At 67.5% G+C, this 20,332-nt stretch carries 14 protein-coding genes and 1 tRNA gene; 6 read left to right on the top strand and 9 right to left on the bottom strand.

The window, feature by feature from the left end; genetic code table 11:
• The first annotated feature begins 52 nt into the window (after positions 1–52).
• Both Sa4125_RS01605 and Sa4125_RS01600 read left to right on the top strand, forming a co-directional pair.
• Positions 53–1,012: a hypothetical protein gene (locus Sa4125_RS01605; RefSeq protein WP_224003003.1), complete on the top strand. Its 960-nt coding sequence runs from the start codon at positions 53–55 to the stop codon at positions 1,010–1,012.
• Between the two features lie 174 nt (positions 1,013–1,186).
• Complete coding sequence (locus Sa4125_RS01600; RefSeq protein ID WP_224003001.1) at positions 1,187–2,497, top strand: hemolysin family protein; 1,311 nt, start codon at positions 1,187–1,189, stop codon at positions 2,495–2,497.
• 146 nt (positions 2,498–2,643) lie between these two features.
• Here Sa4125_RS01600 and Sa4125_RS01595 read toward each other — a convergent pair whose 3' ends face one another.
• Positions 2,644–2,907 (bottom strand): DUF1127 domain-containing protein, encoded by a 264-nt coding sequence (locus Sa4125_RS01595; RefSeq protein ID WP_224002999.1) that lies wholly within the window; start codon positions 2,905–2,907, stop codon positions 2,644–2,646.
• A gap of 190 nt (positions 2,908–3,097) precedes the next feature.
• Here Sa4125_RS01595 and Sa4125_RS01590 point away from each other — a divergent pair, with 190 nt between their 5' ends.
• Together Sa4125_RS01590 and xseA are read left to right on the top strand one after the other, a co-directional pair.
• Positions 3,098–4,048, top strand: coding sequence for a LysR substrate-binding domain-containing protein (locus Sa4125_RS01590; protein ID WP_224002997.1), 951 nt, complete (start codon positions 3,098–3,100; stop codon positions 4,046–4,048).
• 70 nt (positions 4,049–4,118) lie between these two features.
• Entirely contained in the window at positions 4,119–5,699 is a 1,581-nt protein-coding gene (gene xseA, locus Sa4125_RS01585; protein ID WP_224002995.1) for an exodeoxyribonuclease VII large subunit, read from the top strand.
• Between the two features lie 244 nt (positions 5,700–5,943).
• On the opposite strand, the gene Sa4125_RS01580 is transcribed toward xseA, so the two are convergent.
• The 3 genes from Sa4125_RS01580 to Sa4125_RS01570 form a co-directional block, all read right to left on the bottom strand.
• The gene (locus Sa4125_RS01580; RefSeq protein WP_224002993.1) at positions 5,944–6,348 is read right to left on the bottom strand and encodes a host attachment protein; all 405 of its coding nucleotides are present in this window, start codon (positions 6,346–6,348) and stop codon (positions 5,944–5,946) included.
• 322 nt (positions 6,349–6,670) lie between these two features.
• A tRNA-His gene (locus tag Sa4125_RS01575) sits at positions 6,671–6,747 on the bottom strand.
• A 244-nt stretch (positions 6,748–6,991) separates the two neighbouring features.
• Positions 6,992–7,570 carry a phasin gene (locus Sa4125_RS01570; protein WP_224002986.1) on the bottom strand — a complete coding sequence of 193 codons (579 nt, stop codon included), beginning with the start codon at positions 7,568–7,570 and terminating at the stop codon, positions 6,992–6,994.
• Between the two features lie 280 nt (positions 7,571–7,850).
• Between Sa4125_RS01570 and Sa4125_RS01565 the strand changes: the two genes are divergently transcribed.
• Positions 7,851–12,290 carry a histidine kinase dimerization/phospho-acceptor domain-containing protein gene (locus Sa4125_RS01565; protein ID WP_224002985.1) on the top strand — a complete coding sequence of 1,480 codons (4,440 nt, stop codon included), beginning with the start codon at positions 7,851–7,853 and terminating at the stop codon, positions 12,288–12,290.
• 167 nt (positions 12,291–12,457) lie between these two features.
• Here Sa4125_RS01565 and Sa4125_RS01560 read toward each other — a convergent pair whose 3' ends face one another.
• On the bottom strand, positions 12,458–14,572 hold the full coding sequence (locus Sa4125_RS01560; RefSeq protein ID WP_224002983.1) for a GumC family protein: 2,115 nt from the start codon (positions 14,570–14,572) through the stop codon (positions 12,458–12,460).
• Positions 14,573–14,764: 192 nt separating this feature from the next.
• Positions 14,765–15,895, bottom strand: a complete 1,131-nt coding sequence (locus Sa4125_RS01555) for an endo-1,4-beta-xylanase (protein ID WP_224002981.1) — start codon at positions 15,893–15,895, stop codon at positions 14,765–14,767.
• A 24-nt stretch (positions 15,896–15,919) separates the two neighbouring features.
• Here Sa4125_RS01555 and Sa4125_RS01550 point away from each other — a divergent pair, with 24 nt between their 5' ends.
• A complete protein-coding gene (locus Sa4125_RS01550) occupies positions 15,920–17,230 on the top strand; it encodes a lipopolysaccharide biosynthesis protein (protein WP_224002979.1) in 1,311 nt (436 codons plus the stop codon).
• On the opposite strand, the gene Sa4125_RS01545 is transcribed toward Sa4125_RS01550, so the two are convergent.
• Genes Sa4125_RS01545 through Sa4125_RS01535 form a run of 3 tightly spaced genes read right to left on the bottom strand, consistent with a single transcriptional unit; the run spans position 17,202 to position 20,175 of the window.
• Positions 17,202–18,080: a DUF6492 family protein gene (locus tag Sa4125_RS01545; protein ID WP_224007426.1), complete on the bottom strand. Its 879-nt coding sequence runs from the start codon at positions 18,078–18,080 to the stop codon at positions 17,202–17,204. The two genes, Sa4125_RS01550 and Sa4125_RS01545, sit on opposite strands and share 29 nt — an antisense overlap.
• Positions 18,081–18,118: 38 nt before the next feature.
• Positions 18,119–18,928 (bottom strand): WecB/TagA/CpsF family glycosyltransferase, encoded by an 810-nt coding sequence (locus tag Sa4125_RS01540; RefSeq protein ID WP_224002977.1) that lies wholly within the window; start codon positions 18,926–18,928, stop codon positions 18,119–18,121.
• The gene (locus Sa4125_RS01535; protein ID WP_224002975.1) at positions 18,925–20,175 is read right to left on the bottom strand and encodes a glycosyltransferase family 4 protein; all 1,251 of its coding nucleotides are present in this window, start codon (positions 20,173–20,175) and stop codon (positions 18,925–18,927) included. Before Sa4125_RS01535 ends, Sa4125_RS01540 begins: the two co-directional genes overlap by 4 nt.
• Between the last annotated feature and the right edge of the window lie 157 nt (positions 20,176–20,332).

The raw sequence follows: 20,332 nt of genomic DNA, 5'->3' as shown, positions 1-20,332 counted from the left end.
GCCGGTGGACCCTCTTGTCCGCTGCAACGGACGGGGAGATCGGGAGAGCGCGATGGCAGGTTTCGACGACTGGCTGACGATGGGCGAGCCGAAACTCCTGGCCGAAACCCTTGCCGCGCAGTTTCGCCTGAGCCAGGCCGAGTTGCAGAAAGCGCAGGAGGCAATGCAGCCGGCCTTCGCGATCGGTCTGCAGCGCGCCATGGAGAGCCCTGCCGGCTGGAGCGAGCTCGGCAAATCCTTCATGGCGATGGCGCCCGCCGGCGCGGCGTCGGGGCTGCCCCGGGCAGAGCCGGCCGAAGCCTTCATGCAGGCGATCTTCGGCTCCGAGGCGCTGACGGGCGCCATCGCCCGGCAGGCCTCGATGTTTGCCGGCATCGCGCCGGCGACCATGCAGCAGATGATGCCGGGCCTGGCGATGCTCACCATGGAGGCGATGATGCGCTCGACCCTCGCCGGAATCGCCCGCAGCCAGCCGCAGGGCCTTGCCACGGGCGACTATGGCAGCGCCACGGCGGAGATGATGCGCCGCGGGGCGAACGCCGTCGAAGCGATGACGCAGCCCTCGGACCGCAGCGCGGCGCGCAGTGCCGCCGAGACCTGGTCGCCGGCGGGTATGGCGACCGCGTTCGGCGAGACGATGAAGACCGGGCTGCCGTGGATGCCGCAGCCGCCGGCCCCCTCGCCCGAACCGCCGCGCGGCGCGGCCGCCGCCGACGCTGCGCCGCAGGCCTACAATCCGATGCTGCCCTTTGCCGCGATGTTCGACGCCCTGTCGAAAGGCATGCAGGGCGTCCACGATGCCCCTCCACCGCGAGCGCCGGAAGCGGCTCCCGCAGCGCCTCGGCCAGAGCAGGCGAAGAGCGCTTCGCATGCGTCCCGTCCTGACGACGCGGTGCCTCCGGACAACTTGGTCGACGATCTCTTGGCCTCGGGGCAGAAATTCCAGGAGGAATATGCCAGAGAGATGGCGAGCCTCTTCGAGCGCTACAAAGACGCGACCGAAGCGGGCTGACGAAACGACCCCCTCTTCTCCTGGCCAGGGTGGCACCGGGACTGGCAAGGCTTCGGCCAAACCGGAAAACGGAGGACTTTCTGGGCAAGATGACCTCCAGCGGTTGGCTTATCGCGGCGGAGTCCTATCTCGAACGACGTGGAAGGCCGGGAACGGCATGCGACCGGTGGTGAAATGCTTCTGATCAACGCGTTGATCATCCTCTTCCTGATTCTTCTGAACGGGTTCTTCGCGATGTCGGAGCTGGCCATGGTCTCGGCCAAGCGCTCGCGCCTGCAGCAGCTGGCCGACGACGGCAGCCGCAGCGCCGCGCGTGCCTTGCGCCTCGTCGAGGATCCGACCGGCTTTCTCTCGACCGTCCAGGTAGGCATCACGCTCGTCGGCATCTTCGCCGGCGCCTATGGCGGCTCCGTCTTCGCCGAGCCCCTGGCGGTGCTGCTCGAGCCCTCGCTCGGCTCGTCGGCCGATACGACGGCTTTCGTCATCGTCGTCGTCATCATCACCTATCTCTCGCTCATCTTCGGCGAGCTGGTTCCCAAGCGCTTCGCCCTGACGCGGGCCGAATCGATCGCGGTGGCCGTCGCCCCGATCATGCAGGGCCTTGCCACTGTCGGCGCCCCGATCGTCTGGCTGCTCAGGATGTCGACCATGGCGGTCTCGCGCCTTGTCGGCGCGAGCGCCGAGGATTCCAGCATGGTGACGGAAGAGGACGTGAAGGCGATGATTGCCGAGGGCACGCAGACCGGCGTGTTCGAGGAGAAGGAGCGCGAAATGCTGGAAGGCGTCCTTCGCATCGCCGACCGGTCCGTGCGCTCGATCATGGTCCCACGGCCCGACACCGTCTGGCTCTCCGTCTCCGACAGCCCGTCGGATATCCTCGACGAGATCCACTCCTCCGGCCATTCGCGTTTTCCCGTGATGGGCAGCGACGCCGAGGACATCATCGGCGTCGTCCAGGCCAAGGATCTTCTGGAACAGCAGCGCGACGGCGGCGTCCTCGACATCGGCAAGGCCGTGCGCGATCCGCTCTTCGTCAACGAGACCATGCCGGTCCTGAAGCTGCTCGACCGCTTCCGCGCGGTGAACCTCCACATGGCGATCGTCCTCGACGAATACGGCTCGTTCGAAGGCATCGTCACCCCCACCGACATTCTGGTGGCGATCGCCGGATCGCTGCCGGAGGGGCAGCACGACGAATACAGCGTCGTGAAGCGCGGCGACGGCTCCTGGCTTCTCGATGGCGGCATGCCGATCGACGACGTCGAGCGGGCGATCGACTGGCTGAGACTGCCGAAGGACCGCGATTACGAGACGCTGGCGGGCTTCGTCCTGGAGGAATTCGGCCACATACCGGGCGTCGGCGAGAGTTTCGAATGGGGTGAATGGCGCTTCGAGGTCGTCGATCTCGATGGTCGCCGCATCGACAAGGTCCTGGCGATGCGCACCGACAAAGTGAGCGACGAGGGTGAGGGAACGTCGTTCTGACGTCCAGATGACCGTCGGCGCCGAGCGCTGGCATGGGTCATCGGCAACCCTCGCGGCCCGACACACCGCATCTTTTCCAGAGCGTCCAACGAGAACGGCCCGCACATGGCGGGCCGTTCAGTTTCGGGAGGGAGAGACAGGCGCTCTCATAGGCCGCGACGGCGCCTCGATGCCTTGATGGCGAGCTGGAAGGTCGGGTCTTCCCGCCAGCCGCGGTTCAGCGCCTCGTGCACGTCGTCGCGCCGGAGGCCGATGTCGTTCAGGAGGTAGTCCGGCATGTCGGCGAGCCTGCGCGCGGAGCGGCGATTGCGAAAGCTGCGGAACATGGCGGCTGCTCCGGCAAACAGGGTGGCGGGCGAGGGTATCCGGGCGCGCCGACCCTCCAACAGGGTGCGCGGAAAGAGCGTCATGGCTATATCTCCAAGATCTGAGCCGGTGTCGGGCATCGGACAAAGCTCCGCCATCGTCGCTTCCGGCAGTCATTGCCGGCGGCGGAAACAGAGGCCGTCTTTGTCTGACAACAGAAATATAATCGCGGCAGATTGATCAGGCCAACGAATGTTGGTTATATCATGCATCAGTCTGAATGATGGATAACCCATGGCCTCCCCCCTCGACCTGGACCAGTTGCGGACATTCGTCGCGATCGTCGATTCCGGCAGTTTCACGCGCGCGGCCGACGAGGTGTTCAAGACCCAGTCGGCCGTCTCGATGCAGATGCGAAGGCTGGAGGAGCGGCTTGGCGTCTCTCTGTTCGAGAGGGCAGGCCGGGCGACGAAGCTCAGCGACGAAGGCGCGCGGCTCCTGACCTATGCCCGCCAGATGCTGGCGCTGAGCCAGGAAACGCTGTCGGCCTTCGACGAGGATACGATCGAGGGCTTCGTGCGCATCGGCCTGCCGGACGACTATGCCGAGCGTCTGCTGCCCGAGATCATGGCGCGCTTCTCGCGCTCCAATCCGCGCGTCGAGCTGCAGATCGCCTGCGAGACGACGACGAGCCTTGTCGACCATGTCGAGAAGGGCCAGCTCGATGTCGCCCTCGTCTGTCCATCGCGCACGATGGCGTCCGAGATCATCCGGCGCGAGCCCCTGCATTTCGTCACATCGGCCTCGCATTCGGTGCATCTCGAGCCGGTCCTGCCGCTGGCCATCGGCCGCAACGACTGCCACTGGCGCAAGCTCTGCATCGATGGGCTGAACGCGGTCGGCCGGCCGCACCGCATCCTCTTCACCTCCTGGTCGGCGACCATCGTTTCGTCAGCCGTGCTGGCGGGGCTCGCGGTCAGCGTTCTGCCGGAATGCGCGCTGCGCTCGGGCATGCGGGTGCTGGGCGAGGCCGACGGCTTTCCGCAGCTGGACGACGCCGAGATCAGCATCATGCGGGCGAAGAACTCCGACCGCCCCGTGGTCAACGCGCTCATCGCCCATATCCGCGACAGCCTGCAGAACCTGACGCCGACGGTCGTCGAACCGGCGCTGAACCGCCTCCAGGAAGGTCGCGCGCTGCGGGCGCCGAAAACCATGCCGGGCATGGTCGCCGCGGGCTGGTAGGTCGCAACGCCCCCTCCCGTCCCGCCGGGTCGCTTGACCCGGCGCTGCGCGGATCGTCAGAGTGGACCCTATGAGCATCGCCGAACCCGCCTCCAATCTTGCCGAATATTCGGTCTCGGAACTCTCCGGCGCGCTGAAGCGCACGGTCGAGGAGGCGTTCGACCATGTCCGGGTTCGCGGCGAGATATCGGGCTATCGCGGGCCGCACTCTTCCGGCCACGCCTATTTCAGCCTGAAGGACGACCGCGCTCGCCTCGAAGCGGTGATCTGGCGCACCGCCTTTGCCAAGCTCGCCTTCAAGCCCGAGGAGGGGCTGGAGGTCATCGCCACCGGCAAGCTGACGACCTTTCCCGGCTCTTCGAAATATCAGATCGTCATCGAGCAGATCGAGCCGGCGGGCGCGGGCGCGCTGATGGCGCTCCTCAACGAGCGACGCCTGAGGCTGGAGGCCGAAGGGCTCTTCGCGCCCGAGCGCAAGCAGCTCCTGCCCTACATGCCCCGCGTCATCGGCGTGGTGACGTCGCCGACCGGCGCCGTCATCCGCGACATCCACCACCGCATCGCCGACCGCTTTCCCGTGCATCTCCTGGTCTGGCCGGTGCGGGTGCAGGGCGAGACCTCGGCGGCGGAAGTCGCGGCGGGCATTGCCGGCTTCAACGCGCTCGACGGTTCGAACGGCATGCCGCGGCCGGACGTGATCATCGTCGCGCGCGGCGGCGGCAGTCTCGAAGATCTCTGGGGCTTCAACGACGAAGCCGTGGTGCGGGCCGCGGCGGCCTCCGACATCCCGCTGATCTCGGCGGTCGGCCACGAGACCGACTGGTCACTGCTCGACCACGTCGCCGACATCAGGGCACCCACCCCGACGGGAGCGGCGGAAATGGCGGTGCCGGTGCGCGCCGATCTCCTGGCGACGCTTGCCGCCCTCCACGCCCGCCACGGCAACGCCGTGTCGCGCCGGCTGGCGGAGAACCGCCGCCACGTCTTCGCCGCAGCGCGCGCGCTGCCGACACCCGACATGCTCTTGGCCCTCCCGCGTCGCCGGCTCGACGAGGCGGCGACGGCGATACGCCGATGCCTCGCCATGGCCGTCGGCGAAAAGCGCCGCGCCTATGGCGATGTCGGCTCGCGCCTGTCGCCCGGCAGCCTCGACGCGCTGCTGCGCGAAAAGCGCGCCGATCTCCGCCATGCCGACAGCCAGGCCGCGCACGCTTTCGAGGGCCTCGTCTCCCGCCGCCGCCAGCGCTTCGAGCGGCTGCAGTCGGATCTGCGACCGCACGTCATCGCGGCGCGCAGCCAGAACGCCCGCCATCGGCTCGACGGGCTTGCCGCACGCTTCGAGCAGGCGTTCGCCACCCGCCAGGACCGCCGCCGCCAGGCGCTGTCCGCCGCGACCCGCGTCGCCGCCAGCCTCGACCCGCGCAAGATCCTGCAGCGCGGCTATGCCATCATCCGCGGCGCCGACGACGTGCCGATCACGCGGGCGGAGGGCCTGCAGCCCGGCATGGCCTTCGCCGTCGAGTTCTTCGGCGACGAGCGACGCGCCGCGCTCGCCGTGGACGGGGCGCCGGGAGATTTTGCGGCGGCACCGAAACCGAGGCGGGCGGCTCGGGTGCGGGCGGTCGCAGAGGGTCAGGGAAAACTGTTCTAGGATTGGGGGAGCGGTGGCACAGGCGCGACCCGGAACTTCGCCACATCCGACGCGGATAGCCACGGCCCGGAAGCTCATCCCTGCAAGGGGCTTTCCTGGCCGCGCCGGACCATCAAGGGAGTGCGCGACCCGGGCGCAGCATCACGTGCCGGCGTGCCGGCCGTTCTTGCGCTGTCGACCACCGAGGGCAAACGGGCGACCGACCGTACCGATCGGGTCGCCCGGTCTTTCCGAATTCGACGCGTCAGGCGGCGGCGATCGCCTTCTGGATGTCGTCGCTCGAATGCCCGGTCAGATCCTTGGACAATTCGCCGATAAGCACGTCCTTGAGCTTCTGGTGATAGTGCTTGCGAAGTTCGCCCAGCGCGCGCGGCGCGGCGACGACGATGAGATCCTTCATCTTGCCTTCGATGGCACGCTTGTTCAGGAGATCGGCGATGCCGGCGGCAAAGCCGTCTTCGTCCTGCTGGCTGTCGGCCGGATTGGCCGAACTGCTGGGATGACCGACGCCACCGCTCTTGTTGTCGGTATTGATCGCCGGCACCGGCGACGCCTGCAGCGACGGATTGGCCTCGTCGCCGGTGTTGTGGAACAGGCTGAGCTTCTGGCCGTCGAGGACGGCAACGGTGGCTCCCTTGGGAATCTGCATCATTCTTCTCCGAATTGGGCCGAGCCTCAAAAAAGGCCCGGCCGACATGGCGGCCGTCAAAACGACGGTCCGTCTCGCCGGGTCAACGTATGCTGGGGAGTTTGGATGCATGGAGAAGGCGCGATGCAGGGTTCACCCAGGACGACTTGCGATGGCATCGCTGCCTTGTGGCAGCTGCCCCCTACATAGGCATGGGGAGCGATCCGGCTTGCCTATGCCGACGTCGTTAGCGGAGGAGTAAACGCGGCCGGCGTGCACATCCCGGTCCGGCGTCAAGCCGTCTGAGACGAAGGACCACATCGCTAAACTATTGGTGAGTTAATGGTACGGTTGGGCGGGTTCGAACCGCCGACCTCTGGAGCCACAATCCAACGCTCTAACCAACTGAGCTACAACCGCATGCGGGGCGCAGCGAGCGCCCAGGCGAGGAGATAAATTCTTTCGGCCTCCCGCGCAAGGATAAAGCGCGGGGGAGACGATTTGAGGCGCGCTCCGGCGGCCAGGCCTTCCTGGACCGGCCCGCCGGAAGGGCGGGACCCAACGAACCGGACCCGGCGGCCCAACCGCCGAAAGGCCCGAGCCGGACCTTCCGGCGCGGCTCGGGCTGTTCATGGGCGTTTCGAGCGGCGCGGATGCGCCGGGATCAGAGCTTGGCGGCGTCGGTGGCCTTCTGGAAGGCGTCGCGGCCGGGCTTCATCATGTCCTGCGCGACCGACTGCGACAGCGCCTGCATGTCCTTGGACTGGTCCGTCGCGGTCTCGATCTGCTTGCGGACATAGCCGGTCTGCATCTCGATGACCTCGGCGAAGGATTTCGCGCCCATCAGCTTCTCCAGATGCGAGAAGGCAGACTCGGCGTTGCCGCGCATGGCGTCGATCGCCTTCTTCGACAGCTGCAGCGAACCCTGATGGGCGTGCTCCATCGTCGTCTCGAGCGCGCGGGTCGCCTCGTCGGCGGCCGTCTTCATCCTGGAATAGGCTTCCTTCGACTGCTCCATCGACTTCTGCGTCAGGGCGCGGAAAGTCTCGGTGACCTTGCTGGGGTCCATGCCCATCATCGACTGCGCGCTGGTCATCATGTCCTGGGTCGCCTTCTGCGCACTGTTCATCATGTCCTGGGTCGCTTTCTGCCCGCCGGCCATCATGTCCTCGGCGCCGCTCTTGGCTTCGGCCGCGGCGGCCTTGATCGATTCAGTCGTCTTGTTCGTGTTCGTGTTGGACATTTCGTATCTCCCTGCGGTCTTTTGTTACTTCTCCGTCGTCTATCGCGTGGCGCTCGACCGCTCAGTTCGCCTGCTCAATCCCATAGCAAATTCCATTGTGCAATGCAACATAATCACCCGCGGAGCGAGTGACCTTGCCGTTCCCGTTAACCCTTTTCCGAGCCGCCCCCGCAGCGGGGCCGAAGGTTCTGGATATGTCCGACGCGGAGCCTTATTAAGGAGACGTTAAGCACTCGCCACCCCGGGAAAGGGTTGGTCCCTCTGTATCGGATCGGTCCCTATGAGCATTTCGAGAGGATTCTCACCGCTCGACATCATGACGCTGGGGGAATTTCGCGGCGCCAACGAGGCCGGCGATGGGCTTGTCGTGTTGCCGGTGACGCTTGACGAGGTCCTCTGGTCCAACAAGGCGGGACACGCGCTGCTGGGCCTTTCCGGCGATGGCTCTCCTCTGGAACCGAAATCCGGGCTGAGCCGACAGATCAAGGCGACGGCACGGCTGATCGAAACGCGCGGCGAGGCACGATTGCTGCTGCGCCCGGCCACGGGGCTTGCCGCCCAACCCCTGGTCGCCGACCTGAAGCGCATCGAGACCGCCGAGGGAATGACGATCGTCGTCCTCGCGGCAGCGGCCCCGCGCAAGGTGGCGCAGCCGGTGGCAGCCCTGGCGGAAAGGCTGCTGGCCGAAAGCGGCCTCAAACACGCCGCCATCCACGGCAGCGACGGTGCGCTGGTGGCTGGCGTCGCGGCGCCCGAAGGCGACGCCGACCTTGCCGCCGAGATCGCCGCCCTGATTGCTTCGGGCGTGCCGCAGCAAAGCCGCAGCGAAGGCCGCCTCGCTTTGGCCAGGGTGGCGGAAGGTCTGGTCCTCGTGCAGCGGCTTCCGCCGACGTCGTCGTGGGCGTCTGCGACGGATCACGAGGCCCCTGCGGCGGAGGACGCCTCCCCGGTCGCCGCGGCTGCTCCTGCGAGCGAGGTCCCGGTTTCGGAAGGCGTGACAGGCGGTTCGGCCTCCGCCGAAATCGCGGCTGGGTCCGCCGAAACGCCGGCAGCCACCAGCATGAGTGCGATCGTTCGGCGCTGGCACAGCCGCGGCATGCCCGACGGGCTTGCTCCCGCCTGGCGTCCGGCGGATGCGCCGTCGCCGCCAGAGGGTAGCAAGGCTCAAGGCCCGACGATCCCCTTGGACCCGGCCTCTTCCAGCGCCGAAGCCTCGGTCGAGGAGGCTCGGGAAACCGCGCCCTCTATTGATCCGGAGGCGATGAAGTCGGCAGCGCCGGCAGAGTTGCGCGATGCCGAGACACAGGATGCCGCGCCCCCTGCGGTCGCTCCCGGTTTCGCGCCGGCAGCCACGCCGCTCGTCCCGTCACGGCGACGTTCGGCCTGGGGCAGTCCCGTTGCTACCCTGCCGGTGAAAGAGGGAAAGCCTGAACCCGAGGGTGACGCGACGCTTTCTGCCGATGTGGCAGAGGGAGGCACGACCATCGACGCAACCACCCCGATCGAGCCGGAAATGCCGGACGAGGGCGCGCCTGAACAGCCGCGTCCCTTTGCCGCCGACCTGCCCGAGGCGCGCGCAGATCCGATTCGCCGCGCAGGCCCCCTGAGGTCTCTCTGGGGAGCGCCGGTCGCCGTGCAGCCGTCAGCGTCCGGGGACAGCGAGACGCCGTCGCCCTCGCGGGAACCGGGTGCCTCCGAGCCGATGCCGGCAGAGATCGGCACGGGCAACGATGCCAGTCCCAACGACGACCGGGCCGGGGGCGGCGACGAGACCGCGCAACCCGTCGAGAGTGAGGCGCCCGTCGTCGTGCCGGACATTGCGCCGGAAAGGGCCGGCGATCTCGACGCGGTCACCACCGAGGATGCCGAGGCGCCAGCCGAGGAGGACCTGTACCCGACGGCTGACGAAAGGGATGAACCCGAAAGCCTTGCGGTCGATGCGCCGGACGACGTGCCTCCCGGTCCTGTCGAAATGGCGACCGTCGGCCCGTTTGGCGAGGCTGGCGATCCGGTCTCGGGCGAGGGTGAAGAGTCGAGCGTGGCCGACGAAGATCTGACCATGTCCGATCCGGCAGACGACGACGCTGCGCTCGTCGACGCCCTGCCCGCTGCAGCAGCCGAGCCCGTCCTCGGCGGCCGGGGCTTTGCCCCGAGCTTTTCGGGCGCCCCGGTCCGCTTCGTCTGGCAGATCGATCGCGACGGCAAGTTCCGCTCCCTGACCCCGGAATTTTCCGCGGCCGTCGGGCCACGCGCGGCGGACGTCGCCGGCCGCAGCTTTCGCGAGGTCGCCGACGTTTTCGGCTTCGACCTGTCAGGCGAGATCTCGCGCCTGCTGGAGAGGCGCGACACCTGGTCCGGCCGCAGCATCCTCTGGCCGGTCGAGGCCAGCGATCGCAAGGTCCCGGTCGACCTCGCGGCGCTACCGGTCTACGCCCGCGACCGCAGTTTTGACGGGTTCCGCGGCTTCGGCATCGTGCGCATGAACGAATCGGTTCCCGACCCGGACGGCATCGGCCTCATCCTTGCGGATGTCAGCGCTTTCGCGCCGCCCATTCCCGATGAGCCCGCCATTCTCGTCGGCGATGCCGAGGAAGCTTCAGGGCAGCAGGACCGCCCCGTCCTCACGACCTTCGAGGCGCCCTCGCCGGCAGCTTTCGGCCGGCGGGTCGAACCGCCCGCGCCTGTCGAAACCGGCGACGCGCAGCCAGACGATGGCCGGCAGGATGGCGCGCCGAAGGTCATCCGACTGGAAGAGAGGCGCCGCCCGCGCGACGGCAGCCTGTCCCTGGCCGAGGAGGCAGCCTTCCGCGCCATCGGCATGACGCTTGGCCGCGAACGCCCGAGGCCGTCGCCGCCGGAGACCACCACGCTCGATGTCCTGCCGGCACCGGCCGAGCTCGACGTCGTCGGCGACGAAGCGAAGACGCCGCTCCAGTCGGCACCCGTCAGCCCGTCGGCCGAGCCAGACGAGTCGGTTGTCGGAGAGCCGGAAACAGAGATCGAGTCCCTCCATGCCGGGGATGCCGCAGCGCCCGACAGGGACGCCCTCTCCCATCGGTCGGGAAAGACCGACGTCCCAACAGACGCAGAGGACGGGCGAGGATCTTCGTCTTTTCAGCTTGCCGAAAATGCAGGCGGGGTGGTGACTGAAGCAGATGCGCCTTCCGGCACAGCCGACGTCCGGGATGAGCTGACGGAAGCGACCGACGATGCAGGCGACGGCTCCGAGTCGACTGCGCAGGCGGTGGCGGCCGAGCTCGAGGCCATTTTCGCCACCCTGCCGCTTCCCGTGCTGGTCCAGATGAACGAGACGCTCATCTATGCCAACCGGGAGTTCGAGGATCTCACCGGCTACGCGGCGCTCGGCATCCTGGAGGCGGCGGGCGGCCTCGACGCGCTGTTTGCCGAGCCTGCGGAAGCGAACAGGCAAGGCGAACTCGCCATCCGCCGCTCGAATGGCCAGATCTCGGACGTGCGCGTCCACATGCAGCGCGTCACGTTTGGCGGCCGCTCCTGCCTGTTGATGTCGTTTTCACCATCGCCGCGCGAGATCGCCGCCGTGACGGCGCCCGAGCGCCCCTCGCCTCCCGCCGACGCGGACTTGCGACAGCAGGTCGAGGAGCTGCAGGCCGTGCTCGACACCGCCACGGACGGGATCGTGCTGCTCGATCCCGCCGGCACCATCCGCGCGATGAACGGCTCGGCGCATGCGCTCTTCGGCATCGGCGAGGACGTTTCCGTGGGCCAGCATCTCTCCAGCCTGTTTGCGCCGGAAAGCCAGAAGGCGACGCTCGACTATCTCGACATGCTGCGGGAAGACGGCCTCGCCGGCATCTTGAACGACGGTCGCGAGGTGGTCGGGCGCGTCGCCCAGGGTGGCTCTATTCCGCTCTTCATCACCATCGGCCGGCTCTCGGGCGAGCGCGGCTGGTGCGTCGTCATTCGCGACATCGCGCACTGGAAACGCATCGAGGAAGACCTCGTCAACGCCCGCCGCCAGGCGGAGGCGGCGAGCCTTCACAAGAGCCGGTTCCTCGCCAATATCAGCCATGAATTGCGCACGCCGCTGAACGCCATCATCGGCTTTGCCGACGTCATGGCGTCCGAGTGCTTCGGGCCGATCGGCAACGAGCGCTACATAGAATATCTCGGCGACATCAAGCGCTCGGGCCATCACGTGCTCGACCTCGTCAACGACCTCCTCGACATCTCGAAGATCGAGGCGGGCAGGCTCGATCTCGCCTTCGAGGCGGTGTCGCTGAACGAGGTGATTTCAGAAGTCGTGTCGCTGATGCAGCCGCAGGCAAACCGCGAACGCGTGATCGTCCGCTCGAACCTGCCTTCCTCGGTGCCGCCGGTCGTCGCCGACCGCCGGACGATGCGGCAGATCGCGCTGAACCTCATCGCCAACGCCATCCGCTTCACCCCGGCGGGCGGCCAGATCATCGCCTCGACGACCTATACCGCCGATGGCGAGGTGCTGCTGCGATTCCGCGATTCGGGTATCGGCATGTCCGAGCACGAGATCGAAATCGCCTTGACGCCCTTCCAGCAGGTACACCCGCCCGGCGCCACACGCGGAGAGGGAACGGGGCTCGGCCTGCCGCTGACCAAGGCCATGGTCGAGGCCAACCGGGCGAATTTTGCGATCAGTTCGGCTCCCGGCGAAGGAACGTTGGTCGAGATCGCCTTCCCCTCGCAACGGGTGCTTGCCGACTGAACCCTCTTGCGCCGCAGCGGCCGGTTCGATGGGGCTCCGAGAACTTTCAGAGGCGCATGACGCCGCGGCGGGCCATTCTTAGCTGGCCGAGGGCGCTGTCTGACAGGGTCAGCTGTCTGACGGGGTCGAGAGTGAACCGCCTCGTCCGTAGGGAAGGGTCCGAGAAATCACTTCTCGCTCGAAAGACCGCGACGGCGCCTTATGTCCGCAATCGCCTGCTTGACGGTCTGTATGTCGTCGCGCAGCGTTGCCACCGCCGGATCCAGGGCCGGGACGGCTGCGTCCCGGTGCTCCTGCTGGCAGGCATCCGATTCGGCGATGGCGCGAACCCTTTCGCGCAGCGAGACCCGGTGGCGGACTTCCGGGGAAGCGGCCCGGCCGACCTCGGCAAGCGTCAACCCCATGCCCATCCCATGGTCCCCGATGCGGGTTGCCGTACCCTCTGTCACGGGAACCGACAGTCCCGGGGAACGTGCTGCGTTTTCCGCAGCAGTGTCGGCACCGTCCGTCCATCCTGTCATGGGGACGCGGCGCGGATCGTCGAAAGATCCGCCCTCTCCCGCGCCGCCGGGAGGCAGGATCGGCTCGGCGTCATACCCGGCGCTCACAGCGGGGCTCTCGCTCCGCGCGTCCGGCATCCCGGGGCGGTCGTCGGCGAGGGGGACGGCGGCCTGCGATGCCGATGAGGCGGCAGCTGGTGGCGGAAGCGCCTCGTCGGGGAACGTGGGCATGGCGGAGACGACGGGGATTGCCGCCGATGCACCCGTCGTGGCTGAGCCGCCGGGTGCGAAGTCCGATGCCGGGCCCCTTCCCGTCGGGCCCGGGGGTGTCCGGGGGCTGTCGTCTCCCCATCGTGCCGTGCGCTTGCGCCGCCGATCGGCAAAGACGGCACGCAGGAGACGCTGCATGGCCAGCGCCCCGGCGATGCCGACTCCCGCGATGAAGCCCAGCATGCCGCCGGCGAGCACCACAGTCTTGCGCGACATGCTGCTGGGCAGGAGCGGCGGCGTCGCTTCGGAGATCACGCGGACATTGGCCGTGTTCAGGCTTTCCTGCTCGCTGGTCTCGCGCGCCCGGAGGAGGAAGGCCTCGTAGACCGCCCGGGAGGCGTCGACCTCGCGCTCCAGTTCGCGCAGCTTGACGAAGGCGCCGCTGGTCGTGACCTGCTTGTCCTTCAACTCGTCGATCTGCTGGGTGAGGTCGCGTTCCGTTGCTTCGGCGCGGGCCAGTTCGGTCTGTGCAGCTGCGACGATGCGTTTCAGTTCCCCGGCGATGGCCTGGCGGGAGGCGACAAGCGCCCCTTCGCTCGCAATGCGCTGGGGATGGCGCGGTCCAAGCTTGGTCCCGAGTACTGCCTCCTGCTGCGCGAGATCGGCATAGGTCTGGCGCAGGCGCACCAGGGCCTCGGAAGCCAGCTCCTCCGGCAGCGTGCCGCGCACCACGTCCTCGACGCTGGCCGTCCGCATCGAATCGGCCTTGACCCTGAGCGCGGTGATATCGCCTCTGGCCCGCGCAAGCTGATCGTTGATCCGGGTGATGTATTCGTCGTCGACGAGCCTGCCGCCGACGCCGATCAGGGCGTTCCGGCTCTTGTAGTCCTCGACGGCACCCTCGGCCGTCACGACGCTCTGGCGCAGCTCCGCAAGGCGAGACGACAGGGCGTCGGTGGCGCGGCGGGCCGTGTCGGACTGCACCCGGCCCTGCTCGGCGATGAAGACGTCCGAGATGATGTTGGCGAGCCGGGCCGACTTGTCGGGATCCTTCGTTTCGACCGAGAGGTTGATGACGAAGCTCTTGCTTTCCCGCCCGACGGTGAGCGCCCGCCGGAGGCGATCGAGCGTCTGATATTCGGGACCACCCTGTGCGGCATTCGAACCGCCGAAGACACGGGCCAGACCGGCTGGCAGCAGGGCTGCCAGCCCGTCCGTCGATTCACCGTTGAACTCCGGATCGGATTCGAGACCCGCCATGGCGATGACCCGCGACAGGACATTGCTCGACATGATCACCGAGGTCTGGCTCTCGATCAGGGCCAGCGTGCCCTCCGACGGCAGGCCGTTGGGCGTGATCTCGTTGGCGACGACCTTGAGATCGCGCGGGTCCATCAGGATCTGCGTCGTCGCCGTGTATTGCTTCGGCGTTGACACGGCGATGCTCACTGCCGCGACGATGCCGATGATCGTCGTGGCGACGATCAGAAGTTTGGAGTTCCAGACAGCCTTGGCGACATAGACCGGATCGATCACCGGTCCCCGAGACGACCGGCGACGGTCCTCGGTCACTGGCGCGCCGGCGCCAGCCGCTGGTAGCGTTTCCGCGCCCGCAGCCTCCAAAGCCCTCACCCTTGTTGCGTCGGAATTGAACATGGCACCGAACGATCACGCTATGAGAAGGACAATGCGATACGATGGATAATAACTTGTTAATGGCTGCAGGACGTCGTGCCGATCACAGTGAGGCGATCGGCGCGTCCGTCAGGCAAGCCGGCGGCGAACCATTTCGAACCAGGGTTTGGGCCGGTATTGCGCATCGAGGGGCAAGGGTCGCGACGGCTTGCCGTCTCGACGCGGCATGACATCGGGAATCCAGCTGTAGCGATCGGTGATCCCCCAGGTGATGACGGCTTCGGGGCGGCCGGATGCGAACACCCCTTCGAGCAGATCGCCGACGATGATCAGGGCCGCCGCATCCTGCTCGTCGGGCCCACCCCTGATGTTCCAGTCGATCACGTCAAGTTCGCTGATCAGCAGCGAAAGACCGAGGGATTTCAGCGCCTCGCCGAAACGGGCAAGCGCCGGGATGTCGATCTTCAGGTCGGCGTAGAGATGACCCTGGATGCCGACGCCATCGATACGGATGCCGGCATCCTGCAGCTGCCGGACCATTTCGAGGACGATGGCGCGTCGACGATCGTAGCGGTCGCCGGCAAATTCGAGGTCGTAGTCGTTGAGGATCAGCCGCGCCGAAGGGTCGGCGCGGGCCGCGGCGGCGAAGGCGACGGGAACGTGGCGCGGGCCGAGAATCCGCATCCAGTAGCTGTCACGCATGACACCTTCTTCCGTCGGATCGTGTGCGATGACCTCGTTGACGACATCCCAGCTGTCCAGTCGGCCGCGATACCGGTCCATCACCGTCTCGATATGCTCGACCAGCACCCGCTCGGCCTCGGCCGGGTCGGTAATCGCCTGCAGCCAGGCGGGCAGCGCGTTCCACCAGACATGCGTATGGCCGCGCGAACGCCGGCCGTTCGTCGTCGCGAGGTCGACGAGGCGATCGGCGGGGGCGAAGTTGAACGCCTCGCGCGCCGGGTGAAGGCTCGAGAACTTCAGCTCGTTCATCGGCATGATGATGTCGCAATGATCGAGGAAAGCCTTGGCGTAGGCGGGGTCGCTGTCGAGATACTCGATCTGGATGGCGCCGCCGAAGGGGACAGGCTTTCCCGCGGCATGGGCGGATCCGAAGGGCACAACGGCCGCCGTTGCGGCGGCGGCGCGCAGCAGCGAACGCCGCGTTAATCGCGCCGCGCCTATACTGTGACCCGGAGCCGCCTGTTTTGGGTTGCCCGTGAAGTGCCCGCGATCGCCGCGACTGTCTTCTCTACCCATGTTCTTCTCGCTCGAGGACCGATGATGCTGCAGGTCGAGGCTTTGCGAGCCAAGCTTAGAGGCAATATCGGCCTTGTCACGGCCTATGCGCATCTGATGGGGGGATCGCTCGGGCGTCTCGTCCTGTCTCTCGGGTATTTCGTCTCGGTCGCCAATGCCCTGTCGCTGTCCGACTTCGGCCTTTTCGCCGCGGCGTCGGCGACGGGCGTCGTCCTCTCGCGGATCGCCGCCTTCGGGTTCGTCTCGCCGCTCTACCGCGTCGCGACCGGCCGGCCGAGGCTGGTCGGTGCCTATACCGCGGGGTTCCTTGCCGCTCTCCTCGCCTCGCTCCCCGTCGTCGGGCTGGCGGCCGCCGGCTTCTACGCCGCCTTCTTCAGCGGCGAGATGAGCATGGCTGCCTTCGCGGCCGTGGTCGTCGCCGAGGTCCTGTGCTGGCGCGTGCTGGAGGTCGTGTGCATCGTCAACAACGGTCTTGGCCGTTTCGGCCGGGCCGCCATCCTCGCCATCCTCGGCTCGGCCATCCGCGCGGTAGCCGCGGTGGCGTTCGCCGTCTTTTCCGATCACTCGCTCCTCGCCTGGGCGATCGCCTACATGGGCGCCAACGCGCTGGCGATGGCTGCGGCGATCGTCTTCTTCTATCCGCGGGTGCGGCTGCGGTTCGCGCCGGCGCTCTACTGGGGACAGTGGCGCGACAGCGTCTCGGTCGCCAGCGCCGAGATCATCTTCTATCTCCAGTCCGAGCTCGACAAGCTCCTGGTCCTGTCGATCGGCGGCCCGCATATCGCCGGTCTGTACGCGATCCTGATGCGTCTCGTCGACCTGACCGCCATGCCCATCCGCGCCTTCAACACCATGGTCGTGCAGAAGCTGATGAAGGCGCCGCAGTGGCTCTCTTCCTGGCGCTTTCGCCTCTCGCTGGAGGCGGGAATCGCGGCCGTCTCTGTCGCGGGCCTTGCCTTCCTCGGCGGGTTCCTCGCGATCTTCCCGAACGCCCTCGGTCGCAACGTCGCCGACGCCGCGCCGCTCGTCCTGTTGGCGCTCCTCGTGCCGGCCTTCCGCAACCTCGTGGAGTTCCAGAGCGAGCTTCTCTACGCCCGCGGCAAGACGACGGTGCGGGCGCTGATCCTGGCTCTCGTCGGGATGATCAAGGCGGGGCTTCTCGTCCTGTTGCTTCGCCATGCCGATGACGGCAGCACCGCCTGGATCACCGGGATGAACGCCCTGTTTGCCGGACTCTGGATGGTTTCGGCCGTCGCATCCTATACCGCGTTCGACTGGCACGGTCGGCAGCGACCGGACGAAACGATCAGGCCAGCCCCGCAGCCCGGCGAATGAGCCCGGTGCCGGTGCCGGTGAAGGACTGGATGCCGACCGCGACCTGATCGGGCTCCATGGTCGCGGCGAAGCCCTCGATCTCGGCCTCGGTCATCGCCTCGCCGCTCCAGTAGATTCGGCAGAGGTTGCGCTGCGAGGGGGCATGGCGGTCCGGGCGGCCTTCCACCTCGTCGACGAAACGGCCGTATATGGTGCATTCAGACAGGCACCGCGTGGCGGCAAGGCTCGCCATATAGGGCCGCTGCCCGACCGACTCGATCCGCGCCACCATCTGGCGCGCCGTATCGGTCCGCCAGGCGATGAGGGTGGCGATATAGCCCGTGTCGCTCGCCTGGCCGTGCGGGATGCCGAGAAGCGCCCCGGCCTTTGCCGACCAGGCGCGATGTTCGCCGAGCGCCGGTTCGCGCAGGGCGGAAAAGGCGTCGGCCACGCGGTGGAACGCGACGGCGCCGCCCTGCTGCAGGCTGGCGGCGTCGAACGGCTTGACGAAGACGATGTCGGAATCGCAGGAGATCATCACCGCTTCGGGCATGGTGGCCGCCATGGCGATGCGGCGCAGCTGCTGCACGTGCCAGCCGCGCAGGGGAAGCCCCTTCGGCGACAGCCAGATGCGGCGACGTCCAAGGCTCAAGGGGTCGGGAAAGGGTTTCAGCCAGAACGGCAGGAGGTCGCGTTCGCAGACGATCTCGCGCCGCGGCCCGGCAAGCGGGCGAAACAGCGCCATGTCGGCCGCCTCGACCAGGATGACATGCCGCGTGATTCCGGCAACGCGCGCATCGATGCTGTCGCACAGAAGCCTGCAGCGCTCGAAGTCGCCGCGATAGCTGGCCGTGACGATGGCCGAGGGCAGGATGGCGGTTTCCAGGGGACGGGCTCCGGCTGAGGAGGTCAGAGGGAATCGGCGGCCGAGCGCCGCCTCCTTTCGCGCAGGATATGCGCGAGGAACCGCGGATTGCCGACGATGTAGCGCTTCCAGAGACGCTTGGGCTCGGCGCAGAGGCGGAAGACCCATTCGGCACGCAAATGCCGGACGAGCGGCGGAGCACGCGGCACCCTGCCCGCCTTGAAGTCCAACAGCGCACCGACGGCGATCGCGACCGTCGTCTCCCGCCGCGTCATGTGCCGCGCGATGAACAGTTCCTGGCGCGGCACCCCGAGAGCGACCAGAACGATGTCCGGTCGAAGGACGCGGGTCTTGGCCAGAACGGCGTCGGTCTCCGCACCTTCGGCGAAATAGCCATGCGAGATCGGCAGATAGACATGCTGCGGAGCCTCTGCCGCAAATCCCGCCGCGGCGGCTTCGGCAACGCCGGGCTGCGCGCCGATCAGGCCGATGCGAAGTCCAGGCCGCAACTGGGCCAGCAGGAAAGGGACGAGATCGGTCCCGTTGAGATTTTCCGGAAACGGCTGACCGAAGAGCAGTTGCGAGGCGATGTCGATTCCGACCCCGTCCGGCAGGACCAGGAAATCGGCGAGCGCGCTGCGGTATTCTTCGTGTTCGAAGGCGAGATTGATGCAGTGCGCGTTCACGAATGCGACCTTGGTGAACACGCCGGCATCAAGCCGCGCCGCGATGAGGCACGCGACCTCGTCGCCCCGCGCCGGGGTGACGCCGACGCCGCCGATCGGGCGGATGTCCCCGAGGTGCGGCACCGACAGGCGGCTCAGGGGAAAAACGTGGCCGAACCGTTCCGTCATCCCCGTGCCACTCCGGGAGGTACCACCGCGTCGCCGATCCTGCCTGCCAGAGCGCCCGAGCGGGCCTGCCCCGCGGCCTCATGGGCGAGCAGGGGCGTGAGGTCGGCAAGTCCCTGGCGGATCGCAGCCGACAGCGCATGGCGCTGTCCAAGCATGAACGCAAACCCGTTGCCGCGCCGGACCCTGCCGGCCTGCGCATCTGCCACCATCTGCACGAGGGCGGCGGCAAAGCCCTTCGAATCGTCGGCGACGCGAACGTTCTCGGGGACGTGATCGACACCGCGCAGCGCGCCCGGCGTCGCCACGGCCGGCATTCCCTCTTCGAAGGTCTCGATCGTCTTCAGCTGGACGCCCGTGCCGCCCCGCGTCGCGAGGGCCACGACGTGCGAGGCTTGGATGAAGGCCTGCGCGTCGGCGACACGGCCGACGAAGCGGACATTGGCCGGAGCTGCGGGTGGCGGGCCGTCGAAGCGGCCGGCAATGGCTATCCGCAGATCGTCCGGCAGGAGAGGCACGACCTTTTCGACGAACCAGTCGAGGCCCACCCGGTTCGGCGCCCAACTCCAGGTACCGATGAGGCCGATGTCGTGCGTCCGGCACCCCGCATCGGGAAGGGTCGGCCGACCGATCGACAGCGCCAGCGGATGACAGCTCGGATTTTGCGCCAGGCCGAGAAGACGCTGGTCCTCCCGGCTGAGCGTGTGGATCACCGCGGCCCGGCGGCAGATGCGCCGCTCGGCGACCGCCAGAAGGCGCGCCTCTCGGCGGTAGAGGAAGCGCGCGGCCGGGGAGCGGGCATTTCTCGCATTTTCCTCGGCCGAGAGATGCTCGACATTGTGAGCAATGAAGATGGAGGGTCTTTCCGCCGAGAGGAAGGGATAGGCGGTCGGCATCTGGATCGAGTTCAAGACGTAGCCGTCGACCTCGCCGGCCCGCGCGAGTTTTGCGCGCAGGACCGTCGGATCGAGGACGGCAAGCTTGGCCGCCGAGACCGGCAGGCCGGCAGAAAAAGCGCGCGCCAGCCAGGCGAGTTTGCGTCGGCCGCCCACGGCCGCGTTTTCGATGGCCATTTCACCGAGGTCGATCTCGTCCTCGCCGGCGGGACGGGAGCCCGGGCGGCGAAAGCCGGCCAATGTCAGCCGGACACCCTGGCGGCGATATTCATCGACGATCGCCCGGTTGGCGAGCTCGAAACCGGAAGCGGCATCGCCGTCCGGCAGAAGGGAACTGATGAAGAGAAGATGCATCGGCTCCAACCGAGACGGCCATGTCAGCCACCGAAGATGCCAGACGCGGGTTTCAAATACGCTAAGCGAGCCCGGAAAACGCGACACGTCTTCGTGCACGCGCATTTCGGGACGTTCAGTCGCTCTTCATGATTTTAGGGTGCAATGCGCACGGGCG

The sequence above is a fragment of the Aureimonas sp. SA4125 genome (assembly GCF_019973775.1).
In the GTDB taxonomy this organism is placed as follows: Bacteria; Pseudomonadota; Alphaproteobacteria; order Rhizobiales; family Rhizobiaceae; genus Plantimonas.
Note: the sequence above shows the minus strand (reverse complement) of the source record. Positions and strands in the feature narration are given on the sequence as shown.